This is a genomic window from Amycolatopsis australiensis (assembly GCF_900119165.1).
Lineage (GTDB): Bacteria > Actinomycetota > Actinomycetes > Mycobacteriales > Pseudonocardiaceae > Amycolatopsis > Amycolatopsis australiensis.
Map to the genome: position 1 here is coordinate 4,332,640 of NZ_FPJG01000006.1, position 25,634 is coordinate 4,358,273.

Annotated in this window: 22 protein-coding genes; 12 read left to right on the forward strand and 10 right to left on the reverse strand. The window is 71.3% G+C overall.

Features of this window, described 5'->3' with window-relative positions; all coding sequences use genetic code 11:
• Window position 1: 1 nt before the first annotated feature.
• Window positions 2–985, reverse strand: a complete 984-nt coding sequence (locus BT341_RS21600) for an AraC family transcriptional regulator (protein WP_072478012.1) — start codon at window positions 983–985, stop codon at window positions 2–4.
• 82 nt (window positions 986–1,067) lie between these two features.
• Between BT341_RS21600 and BT341_RS21605 the strand changes: the two genes are divergently transcribed.
• The gene (locus BT341_RS21605; RefSeq protein WP_072478013.1) at window positions 1,068–1,472 is read left to right on the forward strand and encodes a pyridoxamine 5'-phosphate oxidase family protein; all 405 of its coding nucleotides are present in this window, start codon (window positions 1,068–1,070) and stop codon (window positions 1,470–1,472) included.
• A gap of 55 nt (window positions 1,473–1,527) precedes the next feature.
• Here BT341_RS21605 and BT341_RS21610 read toward each other — a convergent pair whose 3' ends face one another.
• The 5 genes from BT341_RS21610 to BT341_RS21630 form a co-directional block, all read right to left on the reverse strand.
• Window positions 1,528–2,715 (reverse strand): ribonucleotide-diphosphate reductase subunit beta, encoded by a 1,188-nt coding sequence (locus tag BT341_RS21610; RefSeq protein ID WP_281256037.1) that lies wholly within the window; start codon window positions 2,713–2,715, stop codon window positions 1,528–1,530.
• Window positions 2,618–5,506 (reverse strand): ribonucleoside-diphosphate reductase subunit alpha, encoded by a 2,889-nt coding sequence (locus BT341_RS21615; protein WP_072478015.1) that lies wholly within the window; start codon window positions 5,504–5,506, stop codon window positions 2,618–2,620. Before BT341_RS21615 ends, BT341_RS21610 begins: the two co-directional genes overlap by 98 nt.
• Window positions 5,507–5,753: 247 nt before the next feature.
• A complete protein-coding gene (locus tag BT341_RS21620) occupies window positions 5,754–6,107 on the reverse strand; it encodes a hypothetical protein (RefSeq protein WP_072478016.1) in 354 nt (117 codons plus the stop codon).
• Window positions 6,108–6,490: 383 nt separating this feature from the next.
• Complete coding sequence (locus BT341_RS21625) at window positions 6,491–7,075, reverse strand: acetoacetate decarboxylase family protein (protein WP_072478017.1); 585 nt, start codon at window positions 7,073–7,075, stop codon at window positions 6,491–6,493.
• The gene (locus BT341_RS21630; RefSeq protein WP_072478018.1) at window positions 7,072–7,911 is read right to left on the reverse strand and encodes an enoyl-CoA hydratase-related protein; all 840 of its coding nucleotides are present in this window, start codon (window positions 7,909–7,911) and stop codon (window positions 7,072–7,074) included. Before BT341_RS21630 ends, BT341_RS21625 begins: the two co-directional genes overlap by 4 nt.
• A gap of 140 nt (window positions 7,912–8,051) precedes the next feature.
• On the opposite strand from BT341_RS21630, the gene BT341_RS21635 reads away from it, so the two are divergent.
• The 10 genes from BT341_RS21635 (at window position 8,052) to BT341_RS46575 (ending at window position 20,256) form a co-directional block, all read left to right on the forward strand.
• The gene (locus tag BT341_RS21635) at window positions 8,052–8,843 is read left to right on the forward strand and encodes a TIGR03084 family metal-binding protein (protein WP_072478019.1); all 792 of its coding nucleotides are present in this window, start codon (window positions 8,052–8,054) and stop codon (window positions 8,841–8,843) included.
• On the forward strand, window positions 8,840–10,528 hold the full coding sequence (locus BT341_RS21640; protein ID WP_072478020.1) for an acyclic terpene utilization AtuA family protein: 1,689 nt from the start codon (window positions 8,840–8,842) through the stop codon (window positions 10,526–10,528). Before BT341_RS21635 ends, BT341_RS21640 begins: the two co-directional genes overlap by 4 nt.
• Complete coding sequence (locus BT341_RS21645) at window positions 10,525–11,673, forward strand: acyl-CoA dehydrogenase family protein (protein ID WP_072478021.1); 1,149 nt, start codon at window positions 10,525–10,527, stop codon at window positions 11,671–11,673. The genes BT341_RS21640 and BT341_RS21645 overlap by 4 nt, the downstream gene beginning before the upstream one ends.
• Entirely contained in the window at window positions 11,670–13,268 is a 1,599-nt protein-coding gene (locus BT341_RS21650) for an acyl-CoA carboxylase subunit beta (protein ID WP_177328872.1), read from the forward strand. Before BT341_RS21645 ends, BT341_RS21650 begins: the two co-directional genes overlap by 4 nt.
• A 7-nt stretch (window positions 13,269–13,275) precedes the next feature.
• Window positions 13,276–15,225, forward strand: a complete 1,950-nt coding sequence (locus BT341_RS21655; protein WP_072478023.1) for an acetyl/propionyl/methylcrotonyl-CoA carboxylase subunit alpha — start codon at window positions 13,276–13,278, stop codon at window positions 15,223–15,225.
• On the forward strand, window positions 15,222–16,388 hold the full coding sequence (locus BT341_RS21660) for an acyl-CoA dehydrogenase family protein (RefSeq protein ID WP_084742954.1): 1,167 nt from the start codon (window positions 15,222–15,224) through the stop codon (window positions 16,386–16,388). Before BT341_RS21655 ends, BT341_RS21660 begins: the two co-directional genes overlap by 4 nt.
• Before the next feature lie 8 nt (window positions 16,389–16,396).
• Window positions 16,397–16,999 (forward strand): TetR/AcrR family transcriptional regulator, encoded by a 603-nt coding sequence (locus BT341_RS21665; RefSeq protein WP_072478024.1) that lies wholly within the window; start codon window positions 16,397–16,399, stop codon window positions 16,997–16,999.
• Between the two features lie 295 nt (window positions 17,000–17,294).
• Window positions 17,295–17,552 (forward strand): hypothetical protein, encoded by a 258-nt coding sequence (locus BT341_RS21670; protein WP_143168614.1) that lies wholly within the window; start codon window positions 17,295–17,297, stop codon window positions 17,550–17,552.
• 74 nt (window positions 17,553–17,626) lie between these two features.
• Window positions 17,627–19,408 carry a murein biosynthesis integral membrane protein MurJ gene (gene murJ, locus BT341_RS21675; protein WP_245805047.1) on the forward strand — a complete coding sequence of 594 codons (1,782 nt, stop codon included), beginning with the start codon at window positions 17,627–17,629 and terminating at the stop codon, window positions 19,406–19,408.
• 122 nt (window positions 19,409–19,530) lie between these two features.
• On the forward strand, window positions 19,531–20,256 hold the full coding sequence (locus tag BT341_RS46575; protein ID WP_072478027.1) for a hypothetical protein: 726 nt from the start codon (window positions 19,531–19,533) through the stop codon (window positions 20,254–20,256).
• Here the strand turns inward: BT341_RS46575 and BT341_RS21685 are convergent.
• Both BT341_RS21685 and BT341_RS21690 read right to left on the reverse strand, forming a co-directional pair.
• Window positions 20,220–21,587 carry a purine-cytosine permease family protein gene (locus BT341_RS21685; RefSeq protein ID WP_084742955.1) on the reverse strand — a complete coding sequence of 456 codons (1,368 nt, stop codon included), beginning with the start codon at window positions 21,585–21,587 and terminating at the stop codon, window positions 20,220–20,222. The two genes, BT341_RS46575 and BT341_RS21685, sit on opposite strands and share 37 nt — an antisense overlap.
• A 137-nt stretch (window positions 21,588–21,724) precedes the next feature.
• The gene (locus tag BT341_RS21690) at window positions 21,725–22,684 is read right to left on the reverse strand and encodes a chitinase (RefSeq protein WP_177328873.1); all 960 of its coding nucleotides are present in this window, start codon (window positions 22,682–22,684) and stop codon (window positions 21,725–21,727) included.
• A gap of 209 nt (window positions 22,685–22,893) precedes the next feature.
• On the opposite strand from BT341_RS21690, the gene BT341_RS21695 reads away from it, so the two are divergent.
• The gene (locus tag BT341_RS21695; protein ID WP_072478030.1) at window positions 22,894–24,162 is read left to right on the forward strand and encodes a GGDEF domain-containing protein; all 1,269 of its coding nucleotides are present in this window, start codon (window positions 22,894–22,896) and stop codon (window positions 24,160–24,162) included.
• 10 nt (window positions 24,163–24,172) lie between these two features.
• Here the strand turns inward: BT341_RS21695 and BT341_RS21700 are convergent, their stop codons facing one another.
• Both BT341_RS21700 and BT341_RS21705 read right to left on the reverse strand, forming a co-directional pair.
• Entirely contained in the window at window positions 24,173–25,135 is a 963-nt protein-coding gene (locus tag BT341_RS21700; protein WP_072478031.1) for an isopenicillin N synthase family dioxygenase, read from the reverse strand.
• An 8-nt stretch (window positions 25,136–25,143) separates the two neighbouring features.
• Complete coding sequence (locus BT341_RS21705) at window positions 25,144–25,602, reverse strand: nucleoside deaminase (RefSeq protein ID WP_072478032.1); 459 nt, start codon at window positions 25,600–25,602, stop codon at window positions 25,144–25,146.
• Window positions 25,603–25,634 lie beyond the last annotated feature (32 nt).

The following is a 25,634-nucleotide window of genomic DNA, read 5'->3' on the forward strand; positions in this document are numbered from 1 at the left end:
GCTACCCCTCCACGATGCACGCTTGTTGACGGTCTGACAACACCTGGGTGGCCCTCTTTTCGGGTGGCTTCCCGGCGCGCCGGGCCTCGCTCGGCGTGACCCCGCGGACCCGCTTGAACGCCGCGCTGAACCCGAAGGCGTCGGCGTACCCGACGGCGCGGGCGACTTCGGCGACGGTGACGTCGTCCGGCCCGGTCAGCAGGTCGGCCGCGAGCGCCATGCGCCACCGGGTGAGGTAGGCCAGCGGCGGCTCGCCGACCAGGTCGGCGAAGCGCTTGGCGAGCGTCGAGCGCGAGACGCCGGTCCGGGCCGCCAGCGCGGCGACGGTCCACGGCGCCGCCGGATCGGCGTGCAGCAGGCGCAGCGCGTGGCCGGCCACCGGGTCCCGCCGGGCGGTCCACCACGACGGCGGTTCGCCACCGGGCCGGTCGAACCACGCGCGCAGCGTGCAGACCAGCAGCCAGTCGAGCAGCCGGTCGAGGACGACCTGCTGGCCCGGCGCGTCGACGGCGACTTCGGCGGCGAGGTGGTCGAGCACGGCGTCGCCGGTGCCGCCGCCGTCGACGCGCAGCACGACGGGCAGCGCGTCCAGCAGCGGACGGCTGATCTCGCCGCCCGCCGGGTAGGCGCCGACGATCACGGTGGTCGGGCCGTCGCCGGGGTCGTGCCAGCCCCGCCGGTGCACCGTCCCGCCCGCTTCCGGGACCGCGCAGTGCTCGCCGCACGCGACCGGCTCGGCCGGGGTGCCGACCTCGTCGACGAAGGTGAAGGTGCCGGGACCGCGTACGAGAACCGTGTCGTAGGCGCGAAGCGGCTCCGGCGTGCCGTGCTCGGGCACGATCCAGCCCTCGCCGGTGAGCACGGTGCAGAGGGTCAGCGGCGCGCCGTCGACGAAGTGCAGCGCCCACGGCGGGGAGAGGGCCGAGCTGCCGAACAGCGAGCCGTGGGCGCGCACACCGCGGAAGAGGTCCTCGAAGACGTCCACCGCGCCGAGGTTAGACGAATACGCAGGCGTTCCGGTGTCTCGGCTATGGGATCGTCCGGGCCGGCCGGGTTGAATCGCCGTCATGGACGTACTGACCACCGACGATCTCGAGTTGCTCCGCCGCCCGTTGCACGGGTTCCTGACCGTGGCCGCGGGTGAGCCCCGCCCGGTGTGGTACGAGACGGCCGACGACGGCACGATCCAGCTGATCACGGAGCCGGACGCGCCGAAGGTGCGCCGGCTGCGCCGCGACCCGCGCGCGTCGATCGTCGTCGCGGCGCCGGTGGGGGAGCGTGAACGCTGGGTGTCGGTCGCCGGGCGCGTCTCGATCGAATCCGATGGCGCGCACGACCTGGCCGCCCGGCTGGCGGGCCGGTACTGGGACCTGGCCGACCCGGTCCGCGCCGGCGACCTCGCCGGAATCCTGGCCATGGACCAGGTCCGGCTGGTGATCCACCCCGAGACCGTGCGCCGCTACGCGTACTGACCGGAAAAGCCACGCCCCTGGCGCACCGGGGGCGTGGCTTCGTTCCGCCGGGAGGTCAGTCCCAGTCGAGGGCGCCGCCGGACTGGTACTCGATCACGCGGGTCTCGAAGAAGTTCTTCTCCTTCTTCAGGTCCATCGCCTCGGACATCCACGGGAACGGGTTCTCGGTCTCGCCGAAGATCGGCGCCAGGCCGATCTGCTGCGCGCGCCGGTCGGTGATGAAGTGCATGTACTGCTCGCACAGCTGCGCCGACAGGCCGAGCATGCCGCGCGGCATCGTGTCGCGCGCGTACGCGACCTCCAGCTCGCACGCCTCGGTGAGCATCCCGCGGACCTCCTCCTGGAACTCCGGCGTCCACAGGTGCGGGTTCTCGATCTTGATCTGGTTGATGCAGTCGATGCCGAAGTTCAGGTGGATCGACTCGTCGCGCAGGATGTACTGGTACTGCTCGGCGATGCCGACCATCTTGTTCCGGCGGCCCAGCGACAGGATCTGCGCGAAGCCGGTGTAGAACCACATGCCCTCGAAGATCACGTAGAACGCGACGAGGTCACGCAGGAACGCCTGGTCGGCCTCCGGCGTCCCGGTCTCGAAGTCCGGGTTCTCCAGGTTCTGCGTGTACTTCAGCGCCCACGCGTCCTTGTCCGAAATGGACGGGACCTCGCGGTACATGTTGAACAGCTCGCCCTCGACCAGGCCGAGGCTCTCGCAGATGTACTGGAAGGTGTGCGTGTGCACGGCCTCCTCGAACGCCTGGCGCAGCAGGTACTGGCGGCACTCCGGGTTGGTGATCTGCCGGTACACCGCGAGCACGATGTTGTTGGCCACCAGCGATTCCGCGGTCGCGAAGAAGCCGAGGTTGCGCTTGAGCATCGTCCGCTCGTCCTCGGTGAGGCCGTCCGGCGACTTCCACAGCGCGATATCGGCCTGCATGGCGACCTCGGTCGGCATCCAGTGGTTGTTGCAGCCGGCGAGGTACTTCTCCCACGCCCACTTGTACTTCATCGGCAGCAGCTGGTTGACGTCGGCACGCGCGTTGATCATGCGCTTGTCGTCGACGTTGATCCGGGCGGCGCCGACCTCGATCTCGCCGAGGCCGGTCGCGTCCGTCGTCTCCACGTTGGTCATCTGTGCAGGGGTTCCTTTACTGGCAGGCTTCGCAGTCGGGGTCGTCGATGCGGCAGGCGGCGCCTTCGGTGGCGACGAAGTCGACGTCCGGCTCGGGCTTCGGCGAGGGAGCAGGCGTCGGCGCGGGCGCCGGGGTGGCCGCGGGAGCCGGGGCCGGGGTGGCCGAGACCGCGTTCAGCTTGCCGTCGGTGCCGCGCAGGGTGCTCTTCTCCACGTGCGTCGCGGACTGCGCGCGCAGGTAGTACGTCGTCTTGAGGCCCTTGTGCCAGGCGTAGCGGTACAGCTCGTCGAGCTTGCGGCCGCTCGGCGCCGCGATGTACAGGTTCAGCGACTGCGCCTGGTCGATCCACTTCTGGCGCCGCGAACCCGCGTCCACCAGCCACTTCGACTCGATCTCGAACGCCGTCGCGTACAGCGCCTTGAGGTCGTCCGGGACGCGGTCGATCTGGCCGAGGCTGCCGTCGAAGTACTTCAGGTCGCTGACCATGACCTCGTCCCACAGCCCGCGCTCCTTGAGCGAGCGGACCAGGTGCGGGTTCACCACGGTGAAGTCGCCGGACATGTTCGACTTGACGTACAGGTTCTGGAACAGCGGCTCGATCGACTGGCCGACGCCGCAGATGTTGGAGATCGTCGCGGTCGGCGCGATCGCCATGACGTTGGAGTTGCGCATGCCGACGGTCTTGACGCGCTCGCGCAGCGGCGCCCAGTCCAGTGTGGTCGACAGGTCGACGTCGAGGTTGTCACCCCGGCGCGCGTCGATGAGCAGCTGCATCGAGTCGATCGGCAGGATGCCCTTGCTCCACAGCGAACCCTCGAACGACTGGTACTGGCCGCGCTCCTCGGCCAGGTCGGTCGACGCCGAGATCGCGTAGTAGGAGATGTGCTCCATGCTCTCGTCGGCGAACTGCACCGCGGCCTCCGACGACAGCGGCACGCCCAGCTCGAACAGCGCGTCCTGGAAGCCCATCAACCCCAGCCCGATCGGCCGGTGGCGCAGGTTGGACCGGCGCGCCTCCGGGATCGTGTAGAAGTTGATGTCGATCACGTTGTCCAGCATGCGGACGGCGGTGCGCACGGTCTTCTCGAGCCGCCCGGTGTCCAAACCGGACGGGGTGACGTGCTTGAGCAGGTTGACCGAGCCGAGGTTGCAGACCGCGACCTCTTCGCTGTTGGTGTTCAGCGTGATCTCGGTGCACAGGTTGGACGAGTGCACGACACCGACGTGCTGCTGCGGCGAGCGCAGGTTGCACGGGTCCTTGAACGTGATCCACGGGTGGCCGGTCTCGAACAGCATGGTCAGCATGCGGCGCCACAGGTCGACCGCGCGGACGCGCCGGAACACCTTGATCTCGCCGCGGTCGGCGGCGGCCTCGTACTCGCGGTAACGCCGGGCGAACTCGTTGCCGTACAGGTCGTGCAGGTCCGGGGTCTCGTTCGGCGAGAACAGCGTCCACTCCGCGTTGGCCTCGACGCGGCGGAGGAACTCGTCCGGCACCCAGTTCGCGGTGTTCATGTCGTGGGTGCGGCGGCGGTCGTCACCGGTGTTCTTCCGCAGGTCGAGGAACTCCTCGATGTCCACGTGCCACGTCTCGAGGTACGCGCACGCCGCGCCCTTGCGCTTGCCGCCCTGGTTGACCGCGACGGCGGTGTCGTTGGCGATCTTGAGGAACGGCACGACACCCTGCGACTGGCCGTTGGTGCCCTTGATGTGCGCACCGAGGCCGCGGACCGGGGTCCAGTCGTTGCCGAGGCCGCCGGAGTACTTGGCCAGCAGCGCGTTGTTCTTGTAGGCCTGGAAGATGGAGTCCAGGTCGTCGTCCACCGTGGTCAGGAAGCAGGACGACAGCTGCGGGCGCGTGGTGCCCGAGTTGAACAGCGTCGGGGTGGACGCCATGAAGTGGAAGCTCGACAGCAGCTCGTAGAACTCGATGGCGCGCGCTTCCCGGTCGTCTTCCCGGATGGCGAGACCCATGGCGACGCGCATGAAGAACGCCTGCGGCAGCTCGAAGCGGGTGCCGTCGTGGTGCTGGAAGTACCGGTCGTACAGCGTCTGCAGGCCGAGGAAGCCGAAGTCGAGGTCGCGCTCCGGGCGGATCGCGGCGGTGATCTTGTCCAGGTCGAAGCGCTGCAGCTCGGCGTCGACCAGCTCCAGCTCGATCGCGCGGCGCAGGTAGGCGCGGAAGTACGCGGGGTACTCGGCCGCCATCTCGTCCTGGCTGGCCTGACGCGGCTTGCCGGCCAGGTAGCTCAGCGCCTCGCCGCGCAGCTTGTCCAGCAGCAGCCGGGCCGAGACGTAGGAGTAGTTCGGCTCCTGCTCGACCAGCACGCGGGCGGCCATGATCTGGGCCAGGGCCAGCTCGTCGGCGCTGATGCCGTCGTAGAGGTTGCGCTTGGTCTCGGCCAGCACCGGCTCGGCGCTCACGTCTTCGAGACCGGCGACCGCCTCGCCCACGACGTGGGACACACGCGCCCAGTCGAGCGGACGCAGGACGCCGTCAGCGCCCTTGACGTTCAGCGCGGCCTCGGTCGCAGCCGGCTTCGCGGCCTCGCGGGCCTTCGCGCGCTCCTCGCGGTAAAGGACGTAGGCGCGGGCGACCTTGTGGTGCTCGCCGCGCATCAGTGCCAGCTCGACCAGGTCCTGGATCTGCTCGATGTGCAGGGCGGTCTCGGGGCCGGCGTGGCGCAGCAGGGACGCCTCGACCTGCTGGGTCAGCTCGGCGACGACGTGGTGCACGCGGGAGGACGCGGCGGCGTCGCCGCCCTCGACCGCGAGGAACGCCTTCGTCAGCGCGACCGAGATCTTCCCGGCGTCGAACGGCGACACGCTGCCGTCCCGCCGGATGACCCGGATCGCGGTGGGGGTGTCGGCGGCGGACGGCCGCTGACCGGTATCGACTGACATGCGTGTCTCCTGATTTCGGGCGCGTTCGATCGCCACACGGCCTCACGAGGCCGTGCGCAGGGGTTTCTCCAAAGCTGCCCGGCGACCCTCCGCAGCGGTCTCCCCGTCGCTGGGGGCTGCCGGTTCCCAGAGACTACATGTTGGGGTCGGTGTGTGCGCGGGACCCCAGATGGCGTGTCGCAAGGTCACCCTGGCGGGTTACGTGATCACCGAGAGGCGCTGCTCAGGCGCCCGGTGGTTCCACGGATCAGGCCGGTCCGACCGGTCCGACCGGAGTGAGGCTGGCGATCGCCCGCCGTACGTACTTCACCGAGCGGGTGGTCTCGGCGTATTTCCGGGAGATCTGCGGCAGCAGCTTCGGCCCGGCTTCGGTGGTGGTGAGCTTGCCCCGGGCGTGCCGGACCGCCAGGTGCGCGGCGGTCACCAGGGTCTCGGGATCGCTGGGCCCCAGGGTGCTCGCTCCGGCGGCCATGGTGGCGGCCAGGACGGCTTCGGCGTCCTCGTACCGGGCGAGTTGCTCGAGGACCCACCCGTGGCAGTAGCCGGCGGTCCTGGCGTGCTCGGCCGCCGGGTCGAGGAGACGGCCGAAGGTCTCGCTCACCGCCCGCAGCTCGGCCTCCGCTTCCTCATCTCCTCGAGCGCTTCGTCGTCGCGGTGGAGTCTTCGGAGCAGGTCGCCGCGTTCATGCCGGACGCGCAGCACGAAGTCGGCCGCGAGAGGCGCCGGGGATCTCAGGATGCGTTCGTAGACTGAGTTGGCGTCGCCGAGGCGTCCCAGTTCACGGAGGTTCGGGCGTAGCAGAGCTGAAGGTCGTGGAAGAGCCTGCCGTCCGTCTCGTTCCGCTCTTCCAGCTCTTCGAGAAGTGAGCGATACTCGTTGTCGGCCTCGGTCACGTCCGCCCGGACATGGTGTTCGAAACACTAACTGTCGAACTGCTCCGGGAACTGCGATCGCTCGAGAAGGAGCCGACCGCGGAAACCCGGCTCAGACCCCGAAGCGGAGGCTCGTCGAGGGCAGGGCGAGGCTCACGAACGGGCGCCGTCCGGCCAGGTAACCGAGCGGGCCGCCGGCGTTGATCGTCCAGTCGGCCGCCGCGAGGCGGGGGCGGATCTTCGCGGTGACGGGCGTCCGGACGGGCGTGCCGTCGCGGTGCTGGAGGACGTCGAACCGGCTCGGGAGCGCGAGCGGTGCACCCGGGCGACGGGTGAAGGCCGCGGTGGCGATCCAGTCGTCTCCGGTCGCCGCGGTGTACGTGCGGTCCGTGAACCGGAGTGCGGCGAGGTCCTTCGGGATGGCCCACAGCTCGCGGCCGCCGGCCAGGGAGACTTCGGAGTCCACCCAGATCTGCGTGATCGTGCACGTGGTGCGGCGCCCGCGGACCGGGACGGCGGCGAGCAGCTCGTGGTAGCTGAGCTGGCCGGGCTCGCGGTAGGCGATCCAGGCGGTGAACACGGTCGTGTGCCCGGCGACGGACAGGGCGGCCGGGTGCACGTCCCGCGCGGGGACGCGCCAGACCGACACGTGGGCGTCGGCGACCAGGTTCCAGGGCTGTGGCGGGTACGGGCTCATTTCTCCAGCCAGGGCAGGTAGTCGGGCAGGTCCTTGTCGACGCGCATGCCGAACGACGGCGGCCGCTTCTGCAGGAACGACATGACGCCTTCGACGGCGTCCGGGCTCGCGCCCAGGCCGCCGATCAGCTTCGAGTCCAGCTCGTGCACCGGGAACGGCGACTCGGCGCTCGCCATCCGGTAGAGCAGCTGGCGGGTCACCGCGACCGACACCGGCGCCGTCTTCGCCACGATCTCCCGTGCGAGCTCGTGCGCTTCCCCGAGCACGGTTCCGGCGGGGAAGACCTGGTGCACCAGCCCTTTTTCGAGGGCCTCGGCGGCGGGGAAGACGCGTCCGCTGATCATCCAGTCGAGCGCGGTGCCCATCCCGACGAGCCGGGGGAGGAACCACGCGGACGCGCCTTCGGGGTAGATGCCGCGGCGGGTGAACACGAAGCCGAACCGCGAGTCCTCCGAGGCGAGCCGGTAGTCGCAGGCGAGGGTGATCGTGATGCCGCCGCCGACGGCCGCGCCGTGCAGGGCGGCGATGACCGGCTTGTTCATGGTGAAGACCCGCTTCGAGCACCGGCCGGCGGGCTCCTGCCACGCGGCGCCGGGCCCGGTCGACGAGTCGAAGTCGAAGCCGCCCTGCGAGAGGTCGGCCCCGACGCAGAAGTCCTTGCCCGCGCCGGTCAGCACGACCACGCGGACGTCCTCATCGCGGTCGGCGCGGTCGAGCGCGTCGCCGAGTTTGTCGGCCATCCGGATCGTGTAGCCGTTGCGCGCTTCGGGCCGGTCGAGCGTGACGGTGGCGATCCGGCCGGCGACGGCGTACGTGATCTCGGCGTAGTCGGCCATGCCGACGAAGCTATGGCAACCGGACGCTACTGGCAAGGTGTCAATAGTGGGTCCGCAGCGTCCGCGGCGAAACAATCAGGCGTGCTTGATTTTTCTCCGGACCGGTGCGACGCTGGCCGCAGGACGCAAGGAGGCGGCGGATGGCGGATCTCGGCGTGATCCTCGGGGATCTCGACGCGGAGACACGGACGATCGACGACGTGGTGGCGGACCTGCCGGCGTCGGACTGGGCGCGCGCGACCCCCGCCGAGGGGTGGACGATCGCGCACCAGATCGCGCACCTGGCCTGGACCGACCGGAAGGCCCTGATCGCGGCCGCCCACCCGGAAGACTGGCAGGCCGAAGTCGAAGAGCTGCTCAAGGCGGGGTCGACCTACGTCGACGACGGCGCCGCGGCCGGGGCCCAGCGGCCGCCGCGGGAAATCCTCGAAGACTGGCGGTCCGGGCGAGCGGCGCTGGCCGAAGCCCTCGCCGCCGTACCGGACGGGCAGAAGCTGCCCTGGTACGGGCCGCCGATGAGCGCCGCCTCGATGGCGACCGCGCGGATGATGGAGACCTGGGCCCATGGCCAGGACGTCTTCGACGCGCTCGGCCTGACCCGCGAGCCGACCGCGCGGCTGTGGCACATCGCCCGCTTCGGCACCCGGACCCGCGACTTCGCCTACAAGGTCCACTCCCTCGCGCCGCCGGCCGAGCAGTTCCGCGTCGAGCTCACCGCGCCCGACGGCTCGACCTGGACGTTCGGGCCCGAAGACGCCGAGCAGAAGCTCACCGGCAGCGCCCTGGACTTCTGCCTGGTCGTCACGCAGCGGCGGCACCCGGCCGACACGGACCTGGTCGCCCACGGCGCCGACGTCGAAGAGTGGCTGGGCATCGCGCAGGCTTTCGCCGGCCCGCCGGGGAACGGCCGGAAGCCGGGGCAGTTCGCATGACCTACCGCATCGGCAACGCGTCCGGGTTCTACGGCGACCGGTTTTCCGCCGTCCGCGAGATGCTCACCGGCGGTCCGCTCGACGTCCTGACCGGCGACTACCTGGCCGAGCTGACCATGCTCATCCTCGGCCGCGACCGGATGAAGGACCCGAACCGCGGCTACGCCAAGACTTTCCTGCGGCAGATGGAGGAAAACCTCGGGCTCGCACGGGAAAAAGGCGTCAAGATCGTCGCCAACGCGGGTGGCCTCAACCCCGCCGGCCTCGCGGACGCCCTCCGTGAACTGGCGGCCGAGCTCGGGCTCGACGTCAAGGTCGCGCACGTCGAAGGCGACGACCTGGTCGCCCGCGCCGAGGAGCTGGACCTCGGGAAACCGCTGACCGCCAACGCCTACCTCGGGGCGTGGGGCATCGTCGAGTGCCTGAACGCCGGTGCCGACGTCGTCGTCACCGGGCGGGTGACCGACGCCTCGGTGATCGTCGGGCCGGCCGCCGCGCACTACGGCTGGGCCCGCGACGACTTCGACGCGCTGGCCGGCGCGGTCGCGGCCGGGCACGTCATCGAATGCGGCGCCCAGGCCACCGGCGGCAACTACGCCTTCTTCACCGAGCACTCGCTGGGCGTTCCCGGCTTCCCGATCGCCGAGATCGAGGCCGACGGCTCCAGCGTCATCACCAAGCACCCGGGCACCGGCGGGGTGGTGAACGTCGGCACGGTGACCGCCCAGCTGCTGTACGAGATCACCGGCGCCCGGTACGCCGGGCCGGACGTCACCACGCGGTTCGACACGCTTTCCCTGACGCAGGACGGGCCCGACCGCGTCCGCATCTCCGGCGTCCGCGGCGAAGCGCCGCCGCCCACGCTGAAGGTCGCGCTGAACACCCTCGGCGGGTTCCGCAACGAGACGACGTTCGTCCTCACCGGGCTCGACATCGAGGCGAAAGCCGCGCTGGTGCGCGAACAGCTCGAAGCTTCCTTGACGGACCGTCCGCCCGCCGACGTGCGCTGGACGCTGGCCCGCACCGACCACCCGGACGCCGGCACCGAGCAGACGGCCAGCGCGCTGCTGCACGTCGCCGTGAAGGACGCCGACCCGAAGGTGGCCGGACGGGCGTTCACCGGTGCCGCCGTCGAGCTGGCGCTGGCCAGCTACCCCGGCTTCCACGTCACCGCGCCGCCGTCCGACGCCTCGCCGTACGGCGTCTACACCGCGGCCTACGTGGACGCCGGGAAGGTGCCGCACGTCGCCGTGCTCCCGGACGGCATGCGTGTCGACATAGCGCCATCGGCGTCCACCCGCGAGCTGTCCGAAGTGGACGAACCGGCCCTGCCCGAACCCCTTGACCGCGGGCCGGTCCGGCGCGTGCCGCTCGGCCGGATCGCCGGTGCCCGCAGCGGCGACAAGGGCGGCAACGCCAACCTGGGCGTCTGGGTGCGTTCGGAAGAAGCCTGGCGCTGGCTGGTGCACCGGCTGACCGTCGCCGAGTTCAAGCTGCTGCTGCCCGAAACCGCCGGCCTGCCGGTGACCCGCTACCTGCTGCCCAACCTGTGGGCGATGAACTTCGTCGTCGAGGGCATCCTCGGCGAAGGTGTCGCGTCGCAGGCCCGGTTCGACCCGCAGGCCAAGGCGCTCGGGGAGTGGCTGCGGTCACGCGAGATCGACGTCCCGGAGGTCCTGCTGTGACCGATCCTTTCCGGACGCCCGAACGAACCGAGCTGCGCAAGACCGTCCGCAGGTTCGTCGAGCAGGAGATCCTGCCGCACCTCGACGACTGGGAACGCGCCGGTGAGCTGCCCCGGGAGCTGCACCGGAAGGCCGGGGACCTCGGCCTGCTGGGTGTCGCGTTCCCCGAGGAGGTCGGGGGCGGCGACGGCAACTACCTGGACGCGCTGGTCGTCGCCGAGGAGATGCACTACGCGGGCGGCTCCGGCGGGCTGTTCGCGTCGCTGTTCACCTGCGGCATCGCCGTGCCGCACATCGCCGAGGCGAACGACCCGGTGCAGATCGAACGCTGGGTGCGGCCCACGTTGGCCGGGGACAAGATCGGCTCGCTGGCCGTGACCGAGCCGGACGGCGGCTCCGACGTCGCCGGGATCCGGACGACGGCCGTCCGCGAGGGCGACGAGTACGTCGTCAACGGTGCCAAGACGTTCATCACGTCCGGCTGCCGCGCGGACTTCGTGACGACGGTCGTGCGCACCGGCGGCGACGGCGCCCACGGGCTCTCGCTGATCGTCGTGGAACGCGGCACACCCGGCTTCACGGTGTCGCGCAAGCTGGAGAAGATGGGCTGGCTCTGCTCCGACACCGCGGAACTGTCCTACGTGGACGTCCGGGTGCCGGTGGAGAACCTCGTCGGCCGCGAGAACAGCGGGTTCGCCCAGGTGGCCACCCAGTTCGTCACCGAACGGCTGTCGCTGGCGGTGCAGGCGTACGCGCACGCGCAGCGGGCGCTCGACCTGACGCTGGACTGGTGCCGGCTGCGCCAGACGTTCGGCCGCCCGCTGATCTCGCGGCAGATCGTGCAGCACAAGCTCACCGAGATGGCGCGGCGCGTGGACGTCGCCCGCACCTACACCCGGCAGGCCGCGATCCGGCACGTGTCGGGCGAAGAGGTCATCGCCGAAGCCTGTTTCGCCAAGAACACCGCCGTCGAGGCCGCCGAATGGGTGGTGAACGAGGCCGTCCAGCTGCACGGCGGGCTCGGCTACATGCGCGAGTCCGAAGTGGAGCGGCACTACCGCGACGTCCGGATCCTCGGCATCGGCGGCGGCACCACCGAGATCCTCACCGGCCTGGCCGCGAAGCGATTGGGATACACCTCGTGACTACTCTGAGGTCCACTGTGGACACGCGGGCCGCCGGGTTCGGCGCGAACCGCGAGGCGATGCTGGAAAAGCTCGCCGAGATCGACGCCGAGCACGCCAAGGCGGTGGCCGGTGGCGGCGAGAAGTACGTCGAGCGCCACCGCAAGCGCGGCAAGCTCCTCGCGAGGGAACGGATCGAGCTGCTGCTCGACCCGGACTCGCCGTTCCTCGAGCTGTCGCCGCTGGCGGCGTGGGGCACCGACTACCGCGTCGGCGCCAGCCTGGTGACCGGCATCGGGGTCGTGGAAGGCGTCGAGTGCCTGATCTCGGCCAGCGACCCGACGGTCAAGGGTGGCGCGAGCAACCCGTGGACGACCAAGAAGAGCTTCCGGGCCGCGGACATCGCCGCGCAGAACCGGCTGCCGACGATCAACCTCGTCGAGTCCGGCGGCGCGGATCTGCCGACGCAGAAGGAGATCTTCATCCCCGGCGGCCGGATCTTCCGCGACATCACACGGGCGTCGGCCGCGGGCTGCCCGACGATCGCGCTGGTCTTCGGCAACTCCACCGCCGGCGGCGCCTACCTGCCGGGCATGTCGGACTACGTCGTGATGGTCAAGGAACGCGCCAAGGTGTTCCTCGGCGGCCCGCCGCTGGTCAAGATGGCGACCGGCGAGGAGTCCGACGACGAGTCGCTCGGCGGCGCCGAGATGCACGCGCGGACGTCGGGCCTGGCCGACTACCTGGCCGTCGACGAGGCCGACGCGATCCGGCTGGGCCGCACCATCGTCAAGCGGCTCAACTGGACCAAGCACGGGCCCGCGCCGAAGCCGGACTACGAAGAGCCGTTGTACGACGCCGAGGACCTGCTCGGGATCGTGCCGACGGACCTCAAGGTGCCGTTCGACCCGCGCGAGGTCATCGCCCGCGTCGTCGACGGCTCCGACTTCGACGAGTTCAAGCCGCTCTACGGGTCGTCGCTCGTGACGGGCTGGGCGAGCATCCACGGCTACCCGGTCGGCATCCTCGCCAACGCCCGGGGCGTGCTGTTCGGCGAGGAGTCGCAGAAGGCCGCGCAGTTCATCCAGCTGGCCAACCAGATCGACACGCCGCTGGTGTTCCTGCACAACACGACCGGCTACATGGTCGGCAAGGAGTACGAGCAGAGCGGCATCATCAAGCACGGAGCGATGATGATCAACGCGGTGTCGAACTCGAAGGTGCCGCACCTGTCCGTCCTCATGGGAGCGTCCTACGGCGCCGGGCACTACGGCATGTGCGGCCGTGCCTACGACCCCCGGTTCCTGTTCGCGTGGCCGAGTGCGAAGTCCGCGGTGATGGGCCCGGCGCAGCTGGCCGGCGTGCTGTCCATCGTGGCCCGCGCCGCCGCCGAGAGCCGCGGCCAGGAGTACGACGAGGAGCACGACGAGGCCATGCGGGCCATGGTCGAAGGCCAGATCGAAGCCGAGTCCATGCCGATGTTCCTCTCCGGCATGCTCTACGACGACGGCATCATCGACCCGCGCGACACCCGCACCGTCCTCGGCCTGAGCCTGTCCGCGATCCACAATGGACCAGTGAAAGGCGCCGAGGGCTTCGGCGTCTTCCGGATGTGAGTGAGCGATGATCCAGAACCTGCTGGTCGCCAACCGCGGCGAGATCGCCCGCCGCGTCTTCCGCACCTGCCGCGACGCCGGCATCGGCACGGTCGCGGTGTTCTCCGACGCCGACGCGGCCGCCCCCCACGTCCTCGAAGCCGACGCGGCCGTCCGGCTGCCCGGAAACGCGCCGTCCGAGACGTACCTGCGTGCGGACCTGCTGGTGAAGGCCGCGGCCGACACCGGCGCCGACGCCGTCCACCCCGGCTACGGCTTCCTGTCCGAGAACGCCGCCTTCGCCCGCGCCGTCCTCGACGCCGGGCTGACGTGGGTCGGGCCGCCGCCGGCGGCCATCGAGACGATGGGCTCCAAAGTGGAGTCCAAGCGGCTGATGGCCGCGGCCGGTGTTCCCGTGCTGTCCGAACTGGACCCGGCGTCGGTCACCGAAGCGGACCTTCCGTTGCTGGTCAAGGCTTCGGCCGGGGGTGGTGGCCGCGGGATGCGCGTGGTCCGCTCGCTGGGCGAGCTGGCCGAGGCGGTGGAAGGCGCGAGCGCCGAGGCCGGGTCCGCGTTCGGCGACCCGACCGTCTTCTGCGAGCGGTACCTGGAGACCGGCCGGCACATCGAGGTCCAGGTCCTGGCCGACACGCACGGCACGGTGTGGGCGGTGGGGGAGCGGGAATGCTCGATCCAGCGCCGCCACCAGAAGGTCGTGGAAGAAGCGCCGTCGCCGTTCGTCGACGTCGCCATGCGCGAAGAGCTGTTCGAGGCCGCGCGCAAGGCCGCCAAGGCGATCGACTACGTCGGCGCGGGCACGGTCGAGTTCCTCGCCGGGCCCGACGGCCGCTTCTACTTCCTGGAGATGAACACCCGGCTGCAGGTCGAGCACCCGGTCACCGAGAACGTCACCGGCCTCGACCTGGTCGCGCTGCAGCTGCGGATCGCCGAAGGCGAGCGGCTGCCCGCCGACCCGCCGCCGTCGACCGGTCACTCGATCGAAGTCCGGCTCTACGCCGAAGACCCGGCGGCGGGCTGGCAGCCGCAGAGCGGCACGCTGCACACGTTCGAGGTGCCCGATGTGGACCGGGCGTTCACCCACGGGCCGGGCCTGCGGCTCGACTCGGGCTTCGAAACCGGGTCCGTCGTGGGCGTCCACTACGACCCGATGCTCGCCAAGGTGATCACGTGGGCGCCGACCCGCGCCGAAGCGGCCCGGCGGCTGGCGAAGGCGCTCGCGGCGGCGAAGATCCACGGCGTTGTCACCAACCGCGACCTCCTCGTGAACGTCCTGCGCCACGAGGCCTTCCTGGCCGGCGAGACCGACACGGCGTTCTTCGACCGGCACGGCCTCGACACCTTGGCGGCGCCGCTGGCCACTGCGGACACCGAACGGCTCTCCGCGCTGGCCGCGGCGCTGGCCGACGCGGCGGCGAACCGGGCGGCGGCCACCACGCAGGGCAGGCTGCCGAGCGGCTGGCGCAACGTCCGCTCGGCCGGGCAGCGCAAGGTCTTCACCGTCGCGGATCGCGAGTACGAAATCGTCTACTCGCTCACCCGTTCCGGGCTGGCGGCGGACGGCTTCGAGGCCGACCTGGTCAGCGCCGAACCGGGGCGGGTCGTCCTGGACGTCGCCGGGGTGCGCCGCGCCTTCGACGTCGCCCGGCACGACGCAGTGTCCTATGTGGATTCCGTGCTCGGGGCGGTGGCGCTCCAGGCGCAGCCGAGGTTCGCCGATCCGGACGCGGCACTGGCCGCCGGGTCGCTGGTCGCGCCGATGCCCGGCACGGTCGTCCGGCTCGCCGTCCGGGCCGGGGACCCGGTGAAGGCGGGCGACCCGCTGCTGTGGCTGGAAGCGATGAAGATGGAACACCGGATCGCCGCCCCGGCCGACGGCGTGGTGGCGGAACTGCCGGTGACGGTGGGACAGCAGGTCGAAGTGGGCACGATCCTCGCGGTGGTGGGAGACGAAGCATGAACGCCATGAACTTCATCGAGCCGGAGGAGCGGATCGCGCTTCGCAAGGCCGTCGCCGAGCTGGGCGCCAAGTACGGGCACGACTACTACGCCCGCAAGGCCCGCGCGGACGAGAAGACGCACGAACTGTGGGACGAGGCCGGGCGTCTCGGCTACCTCGGCGTCAACATCCCCGAGGAGTACGGTGGCGGCGGTGCGGGCATCGCCGACCTCGCCGCGGTGCTCGAAGAGCTGGCGGCCGCGGGTTCCCCGCTGCTGCTCATGGTGGTCTCGCCGGCCATCTGCGGCACAGTGATCTCCCGCTTCGGCACCGAGGAGCAGAAGAAGCAGTGGCTGCCGGGCATCGCCGACGGCAGCAAGCGGATGGTCTTCGCGATCACCGAGCCGGACGCGGGGTCGAACTCGCACAAGATCACCACCACCGCCCGCCGGGACGCCGGTGGCTGGGTCCTCAGCGGACGCAAGGTCTTCATCTCCGGCGTCGACGAGGCCGACGCCGTGCTCGTCGTCGGCCGCACCGAAGACGCCAGGACGGGCCGGCTCAAGCCCGCGCTGTTCATCCTGCCGACCGGCACGCCGGGCTTCGAGTACACGAAGATCCCGATGGACATCGTCGCGCCGGAGAACCAGTTCTCGCTGTTCCTCGACGACGTCAAGCTCCCGGCCGAGGCGCTGGTCGGCGAGGAGGACGCGGCGATCGCGCAGCTGTTCGCCGGCCTCAACCCCGAACGCATCATGGGCGCGTCGTTCTCGCTCGGCATCGCGCGGTACGCCCTCGGGAAGGCGGTCGGCTACGCGAACGAGCGAAAGGTCTGGGGTGCGCCGATCGGCACCCACCAGGGTCTCGCGCATCCGCTGGCGGAGATCAAGATCGAGCTGGAACTGGCGAAGCTGATGACGCAGAAGGCGGCGTCGCTCTACGACTCGGGCGACGACTTCGGCGCGGGCGAGTCGGCCAACATGGCCAAGTACGCCGCCGCCGAGGTGGCGATCCGCGCCACCGACCAGGCGGTGCAGACCCACGGCGGCAACGGCCTCGCGACGGAGTACGGCCTCGGCACGCTGGTGACGGCGGTCCGGCTGGGCCGGATCGCCCCGGTCAGCCGCGAGATGGTGCTCAACTTCGTCGGCCAGCACAGCCTCGGCCTCCCGAAGTCGTACTAGGGGCCGGCTTGACCGGCATCCGCGAACCCCAGCAGGAACGCAGCCGCACCACGCGGCGGCGGCTGATCGAGGCCGCGCTCGGCAGCTTCGGCGAGCGCGGCTGGCACGGCGTGACGGTGGCGGGCATCGCCGAGCGCGCCGGCGTCTCGCGCGGGGCGGCCCAGCACCACTTCCCGACGCGGGAGGACCTGGTGGTCGCGGCGGTCGACCTGCTGGGCCAGGCCCAGATCGACGAGCTGCGCGCCCAGGCGGCGGACCTGCCGAGCGGGGCGTCCCGCATCGAGCGGGTGGTGGAGATGGTGCTGAACCTGTACACGGGCCCGCTGTTCCGCGCGGCCCTCCAGCTGTGGTCGGTCGCGGCGACGGACGAGGCCCTGCGCGACGTGCTGGTGCCCTTGGAGGCCCGGGTCGGGCGGGAGGCGCACCGGGTGACGGTGGAGCTGCTGGGCGTGGACGAGTCCCGGCCGGGGGTCCGCGAACTGGTCCAGGCCACGCTGGACCTGGGCCGGGGCCTGGGCCTGGCGAACCTGTTGACCGACGACACCCGGCGGCGGCGCCAGATCGTGCGCGAGTGGGCGCGGACGCTGGAGCTGCGCCTCGGGGACGGCTGAGCGCCGCCCGGGCAGGGCCGGTGGCCGCGGGGTGGCGCGGAGTGCCGACCGGCTCGTGACTCGCGCCCCGTCCGCAGGATCCACGGCTGGTGCTCATGGGAAGGAGGGGCGGCCGGACGCGAGCCCCATCCCGTCTCGGCATGCGCCTTCCGGCGCAGCCCAGCGGCCGTTCGGCGCGTCTTCGTCACCCCACGGAACCTCATCCGCGGCCGAAGCGTCATAGTGCCGTAAGTAACACAATCGGCCCAATGGGCGAATGACTGGTTGTAGTGGTTTCGCAGAGGAAGGCAGTCCGGTGTCCGGATCAGCAGTCGAGCTCACCCACCGCGCCATGGCGATGCTGAAGGCCGTCGCCGAAGGGCGTGCGCAGATGTCGCGCAGCTGCGAGCCCGACCTCTTCATCGACGGATTCGCCTGTTGCGATCAGATCACCGCGCACGCCCTCGCGCACGGTGGCTACCTGCGTCCCGCCGTCGAAGGCGCCACCGGGCGCGTTCCCGCCGAGCTGACCGAGGCCGGCCGCGCCGCGCTGGAGGTCACCGCCGCCGCCTGAGCGTCACGCATTGTCGGGAGATCGAACAAGTGTTCGATCTCCCGCGCGTGGTCTCGACCTGGCAGGCTTGAGCCATGGCGGAGCACCCACCACCGGTGGACGACGAGGCGACGGTCTTCCTCCCCAGCGAGCTGCGCGGACCGCACTGGCCGACCCGCGACCCCGACGTCTCCCGGCGGCCCTACGACGAGTTCGCCACCCAGATCGTCGCCCGGCCGCCCGCCTCGCCGGTCACCGCCGGCCGCGGGGAAGGCGCCGGCTCGTCGCTCGCGCGCTCGAGCGGGCGGATGGCCGTCGCGTCGACCGTCAGCCGGATCACCGGGTTCGTCGCGAAGCTGCTGCTGGCCGCGGTGGTCGGCACCGGGGTCGTCAACGACTCCTTCACCGTGGCGAACACGCTGCCCAACATCGTGTTCGAACTGCTCTTCGGCGGCGTGCTGGCCAGCGTCGTCGTGCCGCTGCTGGTCCGCTCCCAGGACGACCCGGACGGCGGCCGTGCCTACACGCAGCGGCTGATCACCATGGCGCTGGTGCTGCTCACCGCCGGCACGGCCGTCGCGGTGGCGATCGCGCCGCTGTTCACCGCCGTCTACGTCGACAAATCGGCCGCCACGGCCAATCCGGGGCTGACGACGGCGCTGGCGTACCTCCTGCTGCCGCAGATCCTGTTCTACGGTCTCTTCGCGCTGCTCTCGGCGATCCTCAACGCGCAGAACGTCTTCGGCCCGCCGGCGTGGGCGCCGGTGCTGAACAACATCGTCGTCACCGGCACGCTGGTCGTGTTCGCGGTGGTGCCGGGCGAGCTGACGCTCGACCCGGTCCGGATGAGCGACCCGAAGCTGCTGGTGCTGGGCCTCGGCACGACGCTCGGCATCGTCGTGCAGGCGGCCGTGCTGATCCCGGCGCTGCTGCGCACCGGGTTCCGGTTCCGGTGGCGCTGGGGCTTCGACCCGCGGATCAAGGAGTTCGGCGGGCTCGCCGCGTGGATCCTCGGCTACGTCGTGGTCAGCCACGTCGGGTTCGTCGTCACGACCCGGGTGCTGACCCACGGCTCCACGGGCGGCGTCACGGCCTACAGCTACGCGTCCCTGCTCTTCCAGCTGCCATACGGGATTCTCGGCGTCTCCCTGCTGACGGCGCTCATGCCGCGGATGAGCCGTGCGGCCGCGGACGGCGACACCGTCGCGCTGGTCGGTGACCTGTCGCTCGCGTCGCGTGTCTCGACCGTGCTGTTCGTGCCGATCTCCGCGGTGCTGGCCGTGGTCGGCACCCCGGTCGGCATCGCGATCTTCACCTGGGGCCGCGGCACGCTGGAAGACGCCGAGCGGCTCGGCCAGACGCTCGCCGTCTCCGCCGTCGGGCTGCTGCCGTTCGCGCTGGTCATGTTGCAGCTGCGCGTGTTCTACGCGATGAAGGACGCCCGCACGCCGACGTTGATCATGCTCGTGATGACCGCGGTGAAGATCCCGCTGCTGCTGCTGTGCCGCGGCCTGCTCGACGGCGAGCACGTCGTCTACGGAGTGATGCTGGTGAACGGCGCCGGGTTCATCGTCGGCGCGGTGCTGGGCCAGGTGTGGCTGTGGGTCCGGCTCGGGCACCTGCGCAGCAAGCGGTCGCTGCGCGTCGGGCTGATCACGTTGGGCGCGAGCGCGCTCGGCGGCGGGGTGGCGGTGCTGGCGGGCTACGCGGTGCCCGGCTCGCTCGGCGAGATCGCCGGCGCGTGGGTGAAGCTGCCGGTCCAGACCTTGCTGGGGATGGCGGTGCCGTTCGGGTTGCTGGCGGTGCTGAAGCTGCCGGAGTTCACCCCGGTGACCCGCCGGGTGGGCGGATTGTTGCGGCGCTTCGCGGCTCGTTGACGACTACGGCCGGGAACGCGATCCGGATGTCTCGGAACGATAACGAGACCGCTGCGATCAGCGCGTTTACATTTCCGGCGCCGGTTTCTACGATCCACCCGGATCGGCGAAGGGGGTCGTGCATGACGCGCAGGGCGCGCAGACGGGACCGCATTTCGGTGGACGAGCTGCTGCGGCGGACCGGAACGCGGCCCCGACGGCCCGGCTCACGCTCGGCCGAGGCCGCGCGCCGCGACCCGGGTTTCGAGCCGCGCGGAGGTGTGGATCGGCGCGAGCTGCGGGGTGGTGTGGCCGGGCAGGCCGCCGGTTCCGGGCGGCTTGGTGGCGCGGACGGGCGCGATCCCGGCGGGGAGGTGCGCGGTGGGGCGGCCTGGCAGGCCGCCGGTTTCGGGCCGTTCGGTAGCTCCCACCGGGACGATCCCAGCCGCGAGCAGTGCGCCCCCGCGCGGCGTTCCCGCTTCGAGTCGCACCGCGCCGCCGTCCGGGATTCCGGCTTCGAACCCCGCGGGGCCGCCGGGCGGATCGCGCTCGCGTCGGCTGTCTTCGTCGTGCTCGGTGGGGTCGTGCTCGCCCTTGCCACGCGGCCCGATCCCGTTCCCGGGTCCACTCGGTTCCCGCAGCTGCCGCCCGCCACCGGCCTGCCGACCTCGACCGCCGTCGCCGCGCCTACGCGCACCACCACTCCCTCGCCGGTCGTCATGCATGCGCGGAAGACCCCGACCCCCACGCCGACCGTCACCGTGCTGCTACCGCCGTCGCCCACCACCACCGTCACCCTGCCGCCGCCGACCTGGGACTACGGCTGCCATCCCTACGGCTGCCGCAGCGGCGGCACCCCGGTGCGCTGACGGCGCAGCCCCCAGTACGTGGCGGCCGCCAGCACGAATCCCGCCGCGAACGTCAGGTCGCCCACCGCGGGGACCGCCTTCGGGATCGGGGCCGTGTACAGCGCCTGGTTCGCGAACAACCCGACCGACACCACCAGCCCGGCGGCGAACGCCGTGAACCCGGCGACGTTGCGGTGCGCCCGATCCGCGAGCAGCTCGCCGAACTCGCTGCCCCGGCGCAGGTGGTGGTCGACCAGCAGCACGCCCAGCCACGGGCCGATCCAGTAGGCGATGACGAGCAGGAAGTTCTCGTACGCCTGGCCCGCGTCGGCCAGCCCGAACCACGCCAGCACGAACCCGATCGCGCCGAACGCCAGCGCGACGGCGGCGCGGCGCCACGCCAGCGGCAGGCGGACGCCCAACGCGAGAAACGCGAGCGCGCCGGAATAGACGTTGAGGACGTTCGCGGCCACCGCGCCGAGCGTGATCGCCAGCAGCGTCGCCGCGGCGAGGAAACCGGGCAGGTGGCCGGTGAACGCCGTCGCCGGGTTCGCGTCCGCCGCGCCGCCGAGGGTCGTCGATGCCGCGCCGACCAGCATCAGCAGGGTCGTCGAGACGAACAGGCCGCCGCCGGCGTGGAGGCCGATCGCGCGCTTCGACGCCGTCTTCGGCAGGTACCGCGTGTAGTCCGCGGCATACGGGTTCCAGCCGGCGGTGTAGCCGAACGCGGTGCCGACGGCGAGGAGGAAGCCGCCGCCGCTGCCGGTGTTGGCCGTCGGCCCGGACTTCGCGAAGATCACGACGCTCGCGGCGGCGAACACGACGGCGAGGACGACGAAGACGTACCTCTCGTACGCCTGGACGAGGTTGTGCCCGAAGAAGGCGATCACGATCTGCAGCGCGACGACCAGCACCAAACAGGACACGGTCGGCCACCCCGTGAGGCTGGCCAGCGCGAACGCGCCGCTGACGCTGTTGACGGCGAACCAGCCGACACCCGCCATGACCGACATGAGCGCGGCCGGCAGCAGGTTCCCGCGGTAGCCGAAGGCGGCGCGCCCGAGCACCATCTGCGGCACGCCGTAGCGCGGGCCGCGGGCGGAGAGGACGCCGTGCGCGACGGCGCCGAGCCCGTTCCCGATGACGGCGGCGAGCGCGGCCTGGGTGAAGGAGAGCCCGAACGCGGTGACGGCGAGGACGCCGACGAACACGGTGGCGAACTCGAGGTTGGGGGAGGCCCAGGTCCAGGCCAGCTGCCGGGGCGTGCCGTGCCGGTCGGCGTCGGCCACGGGCTCGATGCCGCCTGGCTCGACGGCGACGACCTTGTCGCCGTAGCGGGGTTCGCTCGTCATGCGAAGACGGTAGGCGACCGACATTGCGGCCGTGTGACGCTTGTCCCGGTCACCGGGAAACCCGGACCCGCGAAGGCCCCCTCACCGGCCCCGATGCCGGTGAGAGGGCCTCCGACAGCCCCACTACGGGCCCGATGTCAGCCGGTGTAGCCGGCGACGATCTTGGTGAACGCGTACTTGTCCTGGCTGATGCCGCTGCATTCGCCGCCACCGCCGCAGTCGCGGTTGGTGGCCCAGAACGTGAAGCGGGCCAGGTGGTGGCTCGCCGCGTAGCTGCGGATCGAACTGAAGTTGGCCACCGTGACCGTCTCGCCCGGGTTGTCGGTCTTGCCGTTCATCGAGGAGAGGCCGCTGTGCCGGTAGGCGGTGTCGTCGCTCCAGCCGAAGGTCGACTTGAGCTGGTTCTTCAGCCCGTCGACCGCGGACTTCGTGTGCGCGGCCATGTCGCCGCCGCTGGAGAAGTCGAACGGCATGACCGACCACACGTCGACGTTCGCGCCGATCGCCTTGGCTTGGCTGATCAGGCGCTTGCCCCAGGTGTTCGGGCCGGTGGTCTCGGTGCCGATCGTGATCACCACGCGCAGGTTCGGGTTCTTCTGCTTGGTGAGCTTGACCGCGTTGAGGATCCGGTCCTGCACGGTGGCGTTTTCGAACTCGTCGGTGTTTTCGATGTCGAGGTCGATCGCCTTGAGGCCGTAGGCGTCGATCACCTTCTGGTACGCGCCCGCCAGCGCCGAGGCCGACGTGCACTTCGAGCCCAGCTTCGTGCCGGACCAGCCGCCGAAGGAGGGGATCACGTCCCCGCCCGCGTTGCGGATGTTCTGGATCATCGTCTTGTCCGAGCCGGTCAGCGAGCGGGTGCCGTCCCACTTGGGGTTGCAGCCGCCGTCCGACAGGACGAACGCGAGGGTAAACGCTTTCACGCCGGTGGCGGACATCGCCGCCGTCGGGCTGGTCTGCCCGCCCCACTGGTACAGGTAGGGGGAGGCGAGCACCGGGTCGACGGCGGCCATCGCCTGCGGGGCGAGGCCGACCGCGGTCGCCAGCGCGGCCGAAGCCGCGGCGGCGAGGGTGACCAGTCGGCGCACTGTTTTCATGGGGGTCCTCCAAACGTGCAGGGTGGAGCACCTCCGGTTTGAGGCGGCGGGATCAACCCTGGAGGAGCACTGTGTGCCACCACACAGTGGACTAGACCAATGTTGTGTGTCAACCCTTCTTCCGGTCGGAAAATGACCCACGGCGGCGGAATGTGAAATTCCCCTGAAGGCGGAGTGACAGCGCCCGCCGTTCCGGCTACTTTGCCGAAATGGTGGGGGATTCGGTCGCCGCCGGCGGAGGACGCCGCGCCGGCCGGTTCGTGCCCGCTGTCGTCCTCGCGCGCTGGGCGCTGTGGCGGCTGCCGCGCCGCGGCCACGTGTGCTACCTCGTCGCGATCGACGCCGTCGCCGTCGTGGCCGTCGTGCTCGCCGCCGTCCGGTACCCGCCGCTCGCCGCGATGCTGCCGCCGTTCGCGCTGCTGCTCGGCGGGATGCTGGTGTCCGCGGAACTCGCCAGGAGCGTCGAGCGCCACCGCGAGGACACGCTGCTGGGACCGGGGGTCGACACGCCGTGGATCTTCGCCGGGGTCCTGGTGCTGCGGCCCGGCCTGGCCGCTGCCCTGATCGTGGTCTCCGCGCTGCACCAGTGGTTCCGGGTCCGCAGAAGACCGGTGTACCGCCAGGTGTTCGGCGCCGCGGCGACGGCACTGGCCTGCCTCGTCGCCGGTGCGTTCCGCACGGCGACCGGCGCCGGGCCGCTGAGCACGGTCCTCGACACGCGCACGGTCGCCCTGCTGGCCGCCGCGGGCGCGGTGTTCCTCGCGGTGAACGCCGCGCTCGTCACCGCCGCCGACGGCCCCCGCCGTCCCCGCGAAGCCCTGCCCGGGCTCGCGTTCGACGCCGCGATGACGGCGTCCGCGCTGCCGCTGGCGTGGGCGGCCGAAGCCGCGCCGGCGCTGGTCCCGCTGCTGGCCGGCGCCACCGTGGTCCTGCACCGCGGCGGGCTGGGCCGCGGCCGCCGCGACCACGTCACCCTCGATCCCGGCACCGGCGTGCTGACCGCGGCGTCGTGGCGCGGCGCGGCCGAAGCCGAGCTGGACCGGCTCGGCCGCCACGGTCCCGGCCCGGCGGTGCTGCTGCTCGACCTGGACCACTTCCGCCGGCTCAACGACCGCTACGGCGTCCGCATCGGCGACGCGGTCCTGCGCGCGGTGGCCGACACGCTGCGCGACGAGGTCCGCGCGGCCGACTTGGTCGGCCGCTCCGGCGGCGAGGAGTTCGCGGTGCTGCTGCCGGGCACGGGCCGTTTCGACGCGATGGCGATCGCGGAGCGGATCCGGCTGCGGGTCGCCTCGACGCTGGTGGCGCTGAAGGCCTCGGGAGACGGGCCGCAGTTCGTGGGCGTGACGGTGTCGATCGGCGTGGCGGACTGCCCCGATGGCCTACTCGAGGACGCGCTGCTGGCGGCGGAAGCGGCCCTGCTGCGCGCGAAGGCGGCGGGCCGCAACCGCACGATCTGCGCCGAACCGGAATCGTGAGTGAGAGCGCTCAGGTGACCGTGATCGCGGTCAGTTTCTCCCGCAGGTAATCCGACGCGATGACCTCCGGATACACCGTCTTGCCCAGTGGCGGGGCCAACGACGTGATCCGGGCGTCGTGGTCGGTCTCGTAGAAGAAGATCAGCGAGACCAGGTCCTCGTCCGGTGCCGAGGCCGCCGGTGGGAGGACCCGGTGGCGGGTCGAGCGCCAGCGGTCGCCCGTCCAGCGGGCCATCAGGTCGCCGATGTTCACCGTGAACGCCGCCGGGTCGAACGGGGCGTCCGCCCACTCGCCGTCGGCCGTGTACACCTGCAGGCCGCCCACTCCGGCCTGGCGGTCCAGGACCGTCACCGTGCCGAAGTCGGTGTGCGGGCCGATCCGGAACTGCTCCGGCTCCGGGGTGCCGACGCGGGTCATCGGCGGGTACCAGTTGATGTTGAACGTGTACGTCGGATGCCCGGTGTGCCGGGTGAAGTGGCTCTCGGCCAGGCCGAGCGCCGCGGCGAAGATCTCCAGCAGGTGGTCCGACAGCGCGCGCATCCGGCGCATGTACTCGGTGGCCGTCTCCGCGAAGCCGGGCACCTCGTCCGGCCACACGTTCGGCTGGAACCAGAACCCGTCGATCTCGGCCACGCCCACCCCGGCGTCCGCGCCCGCGGAGAACGACTCCTTCAGGTCCGGCGGCGTCTCGGTGCCTTCGGCGTAGCCGTTGGCCTCGACACCGGGCGGCAGCCAGCCGCGGCCGCCGACCGTGACGGCGTAACGCTGCTTGACGTCCTCGGGCAGCCCGAAGAACTCCCGCGCCAGCTCGCGGGTGCGGCGGCGCAGGTCGTCCGGGACGCCGTGCCCGGTGACCAGCAGGAACCCGGACTCGCGCAGCGCGCGGTCGATCCGCGCCGCCACCTCGGCCCGGCCCTCGGAGGTGCCCGCGAACCACGGCGACAGGTCGACGAGCGGAACGGTTGACGGCATACCGGCTCCTATCCGGGCTTCTCCGCCCCGATGTCTTCGAACCACAGATCCGGGCGCTCGGCGATGAACTCCGTCATCAGCGCGGTGCAGGCCGGGTCGTCGAGCAGGGTGATCTCGACGCCGTGCTCGGCGAGCCAGTCGTGCCCGCCGTGGAACGTCGCCGCTTCGCCGATGACGACCCGCCCGATCCCGAACTGACGGACGAGCCCGGAGCAGTACCAGCACGGCGAGAGCGTGGTGACCATGATCGTGTCGCGGTAGTGCGGGCGGCGCCCGGCGTTGCGGAAGGCCGCGGTTTCGGCGTGCATCGACGGGTCGCCGTCCTGCACGCGCCGGTTGTGCCCGCGGCCGAGCAGGGTGCCCGCGGTGTCGAACAGCGCGGCCCCGATGGGGACGCCGCCTCCGGCCTTGCCCAGCTCGGCTTCTTCGCGGGCGACGGCGAGCAGGGCGTGCGGGTCGATCGGCATGCGCCACTCTTTCCGGCCGGGGGCGGTGGCCG

Coding starts and splice junctions, on each gene's coding strand:
- BT341_RS21605 (WP_072478013.1), top strand. CDS start 1,068: ATGGACGTACTGACCACCGACGATCTCGAGTTGCTCCGCCGCCCGTTG.
- BT341_RS21615 (WP_072478015.1), bottom strand. CDS start 5,506: ATGTCAGTCGATACCGGTCAGCGGCCGTCCGCCGCCGACACCCCCACC.
- BT341_RS21625 (WP_072478017.1), bottom strand. CDS start 7,075: ATGAGCCCGTACCCGCCACAGCCCTGGAACCTGGTCGCCGACGCCCAC.
- BT341_RS21630 (WP_072478018.1), bottom strand. CDS start 7,911: ATGGCCGACTACGCCGAGATCACGTACGCCGTCGCCGGCCGGATCGCC.
- BT341_RS21635 (WP_072478019.1), top strand. CDS start 8,052: ATGGCGGATCTCGGCGTGATCCTCGGGGATCTCGACGCGGAGACACGG.
- BT341_RS21640 (WP_072478020.1), top strand. CDS start 8,840: ATGACCTACCGCATCGGCAACGCGTCCGGGTTCTACGGCGACCGGTTT.
- BT341_RS21655 (WP_072478023.1), top strand. CDS start 13,276: ATGATCCAGAACCTGCTGGTCGCCAACCGCGGCGAGATCGCCCGCCGC.
- BT341_RS21660 (WP_084742954.1), top strand. CDS start 15,222: ATGAACGCCATGAACTTCATCGAGCCGGAGGAGCGGATCGCGCTTCGC.
- murJ (WP_245805047.1), top strand. CDS start 17,627: ATGGCGGAGCACCCACCACCGGTGGACGACGAGGCGACGGTCTTCCTC.
- BT341_RS46575 (WP_072478027.1), top strand. CDS start 19,531: ATGACGCGCAGGGCGCGCAGACGGGACCGCATTTCGGTGGACGAGCTG.
- BT341_RS21685 (WP_084742955.1), bottom strand. CDS start 21,587: ATGACGAGCGAACCCCGCTACGGCGACAAGGTCGTCGCCGTCGAGCCA.
- BT341_RS21690 (WP_177328873.1), bottom strand. CDS start 22,684: ATGAAAACAGTGCGCCGACTGGTCACCCTCGCCGCCGCGGCTTCGGCC.
- BT341_RS21695 (WP_072478030.1), top strand. CDS start 22,894: ATGGTGGGGGATTCGGTCGCCGCCGGCGGAGGACGCCGCGCCGGCCGG.
- BT341_RS21700 (WP_072478031.1), bottom strand. CDS start 25,135: ATGCCGTCAACCGTTCCGCTCGTCGACCTGTCGCCGTGGTTCGCGGGC.
- BT341_RS21705 (WP_072478032.1), bottom strand. CDS start 25,602: ATGCCGATCGACCCGCACGCCCTGCTCGCCGTCGCCCGCGAAGAAGCC.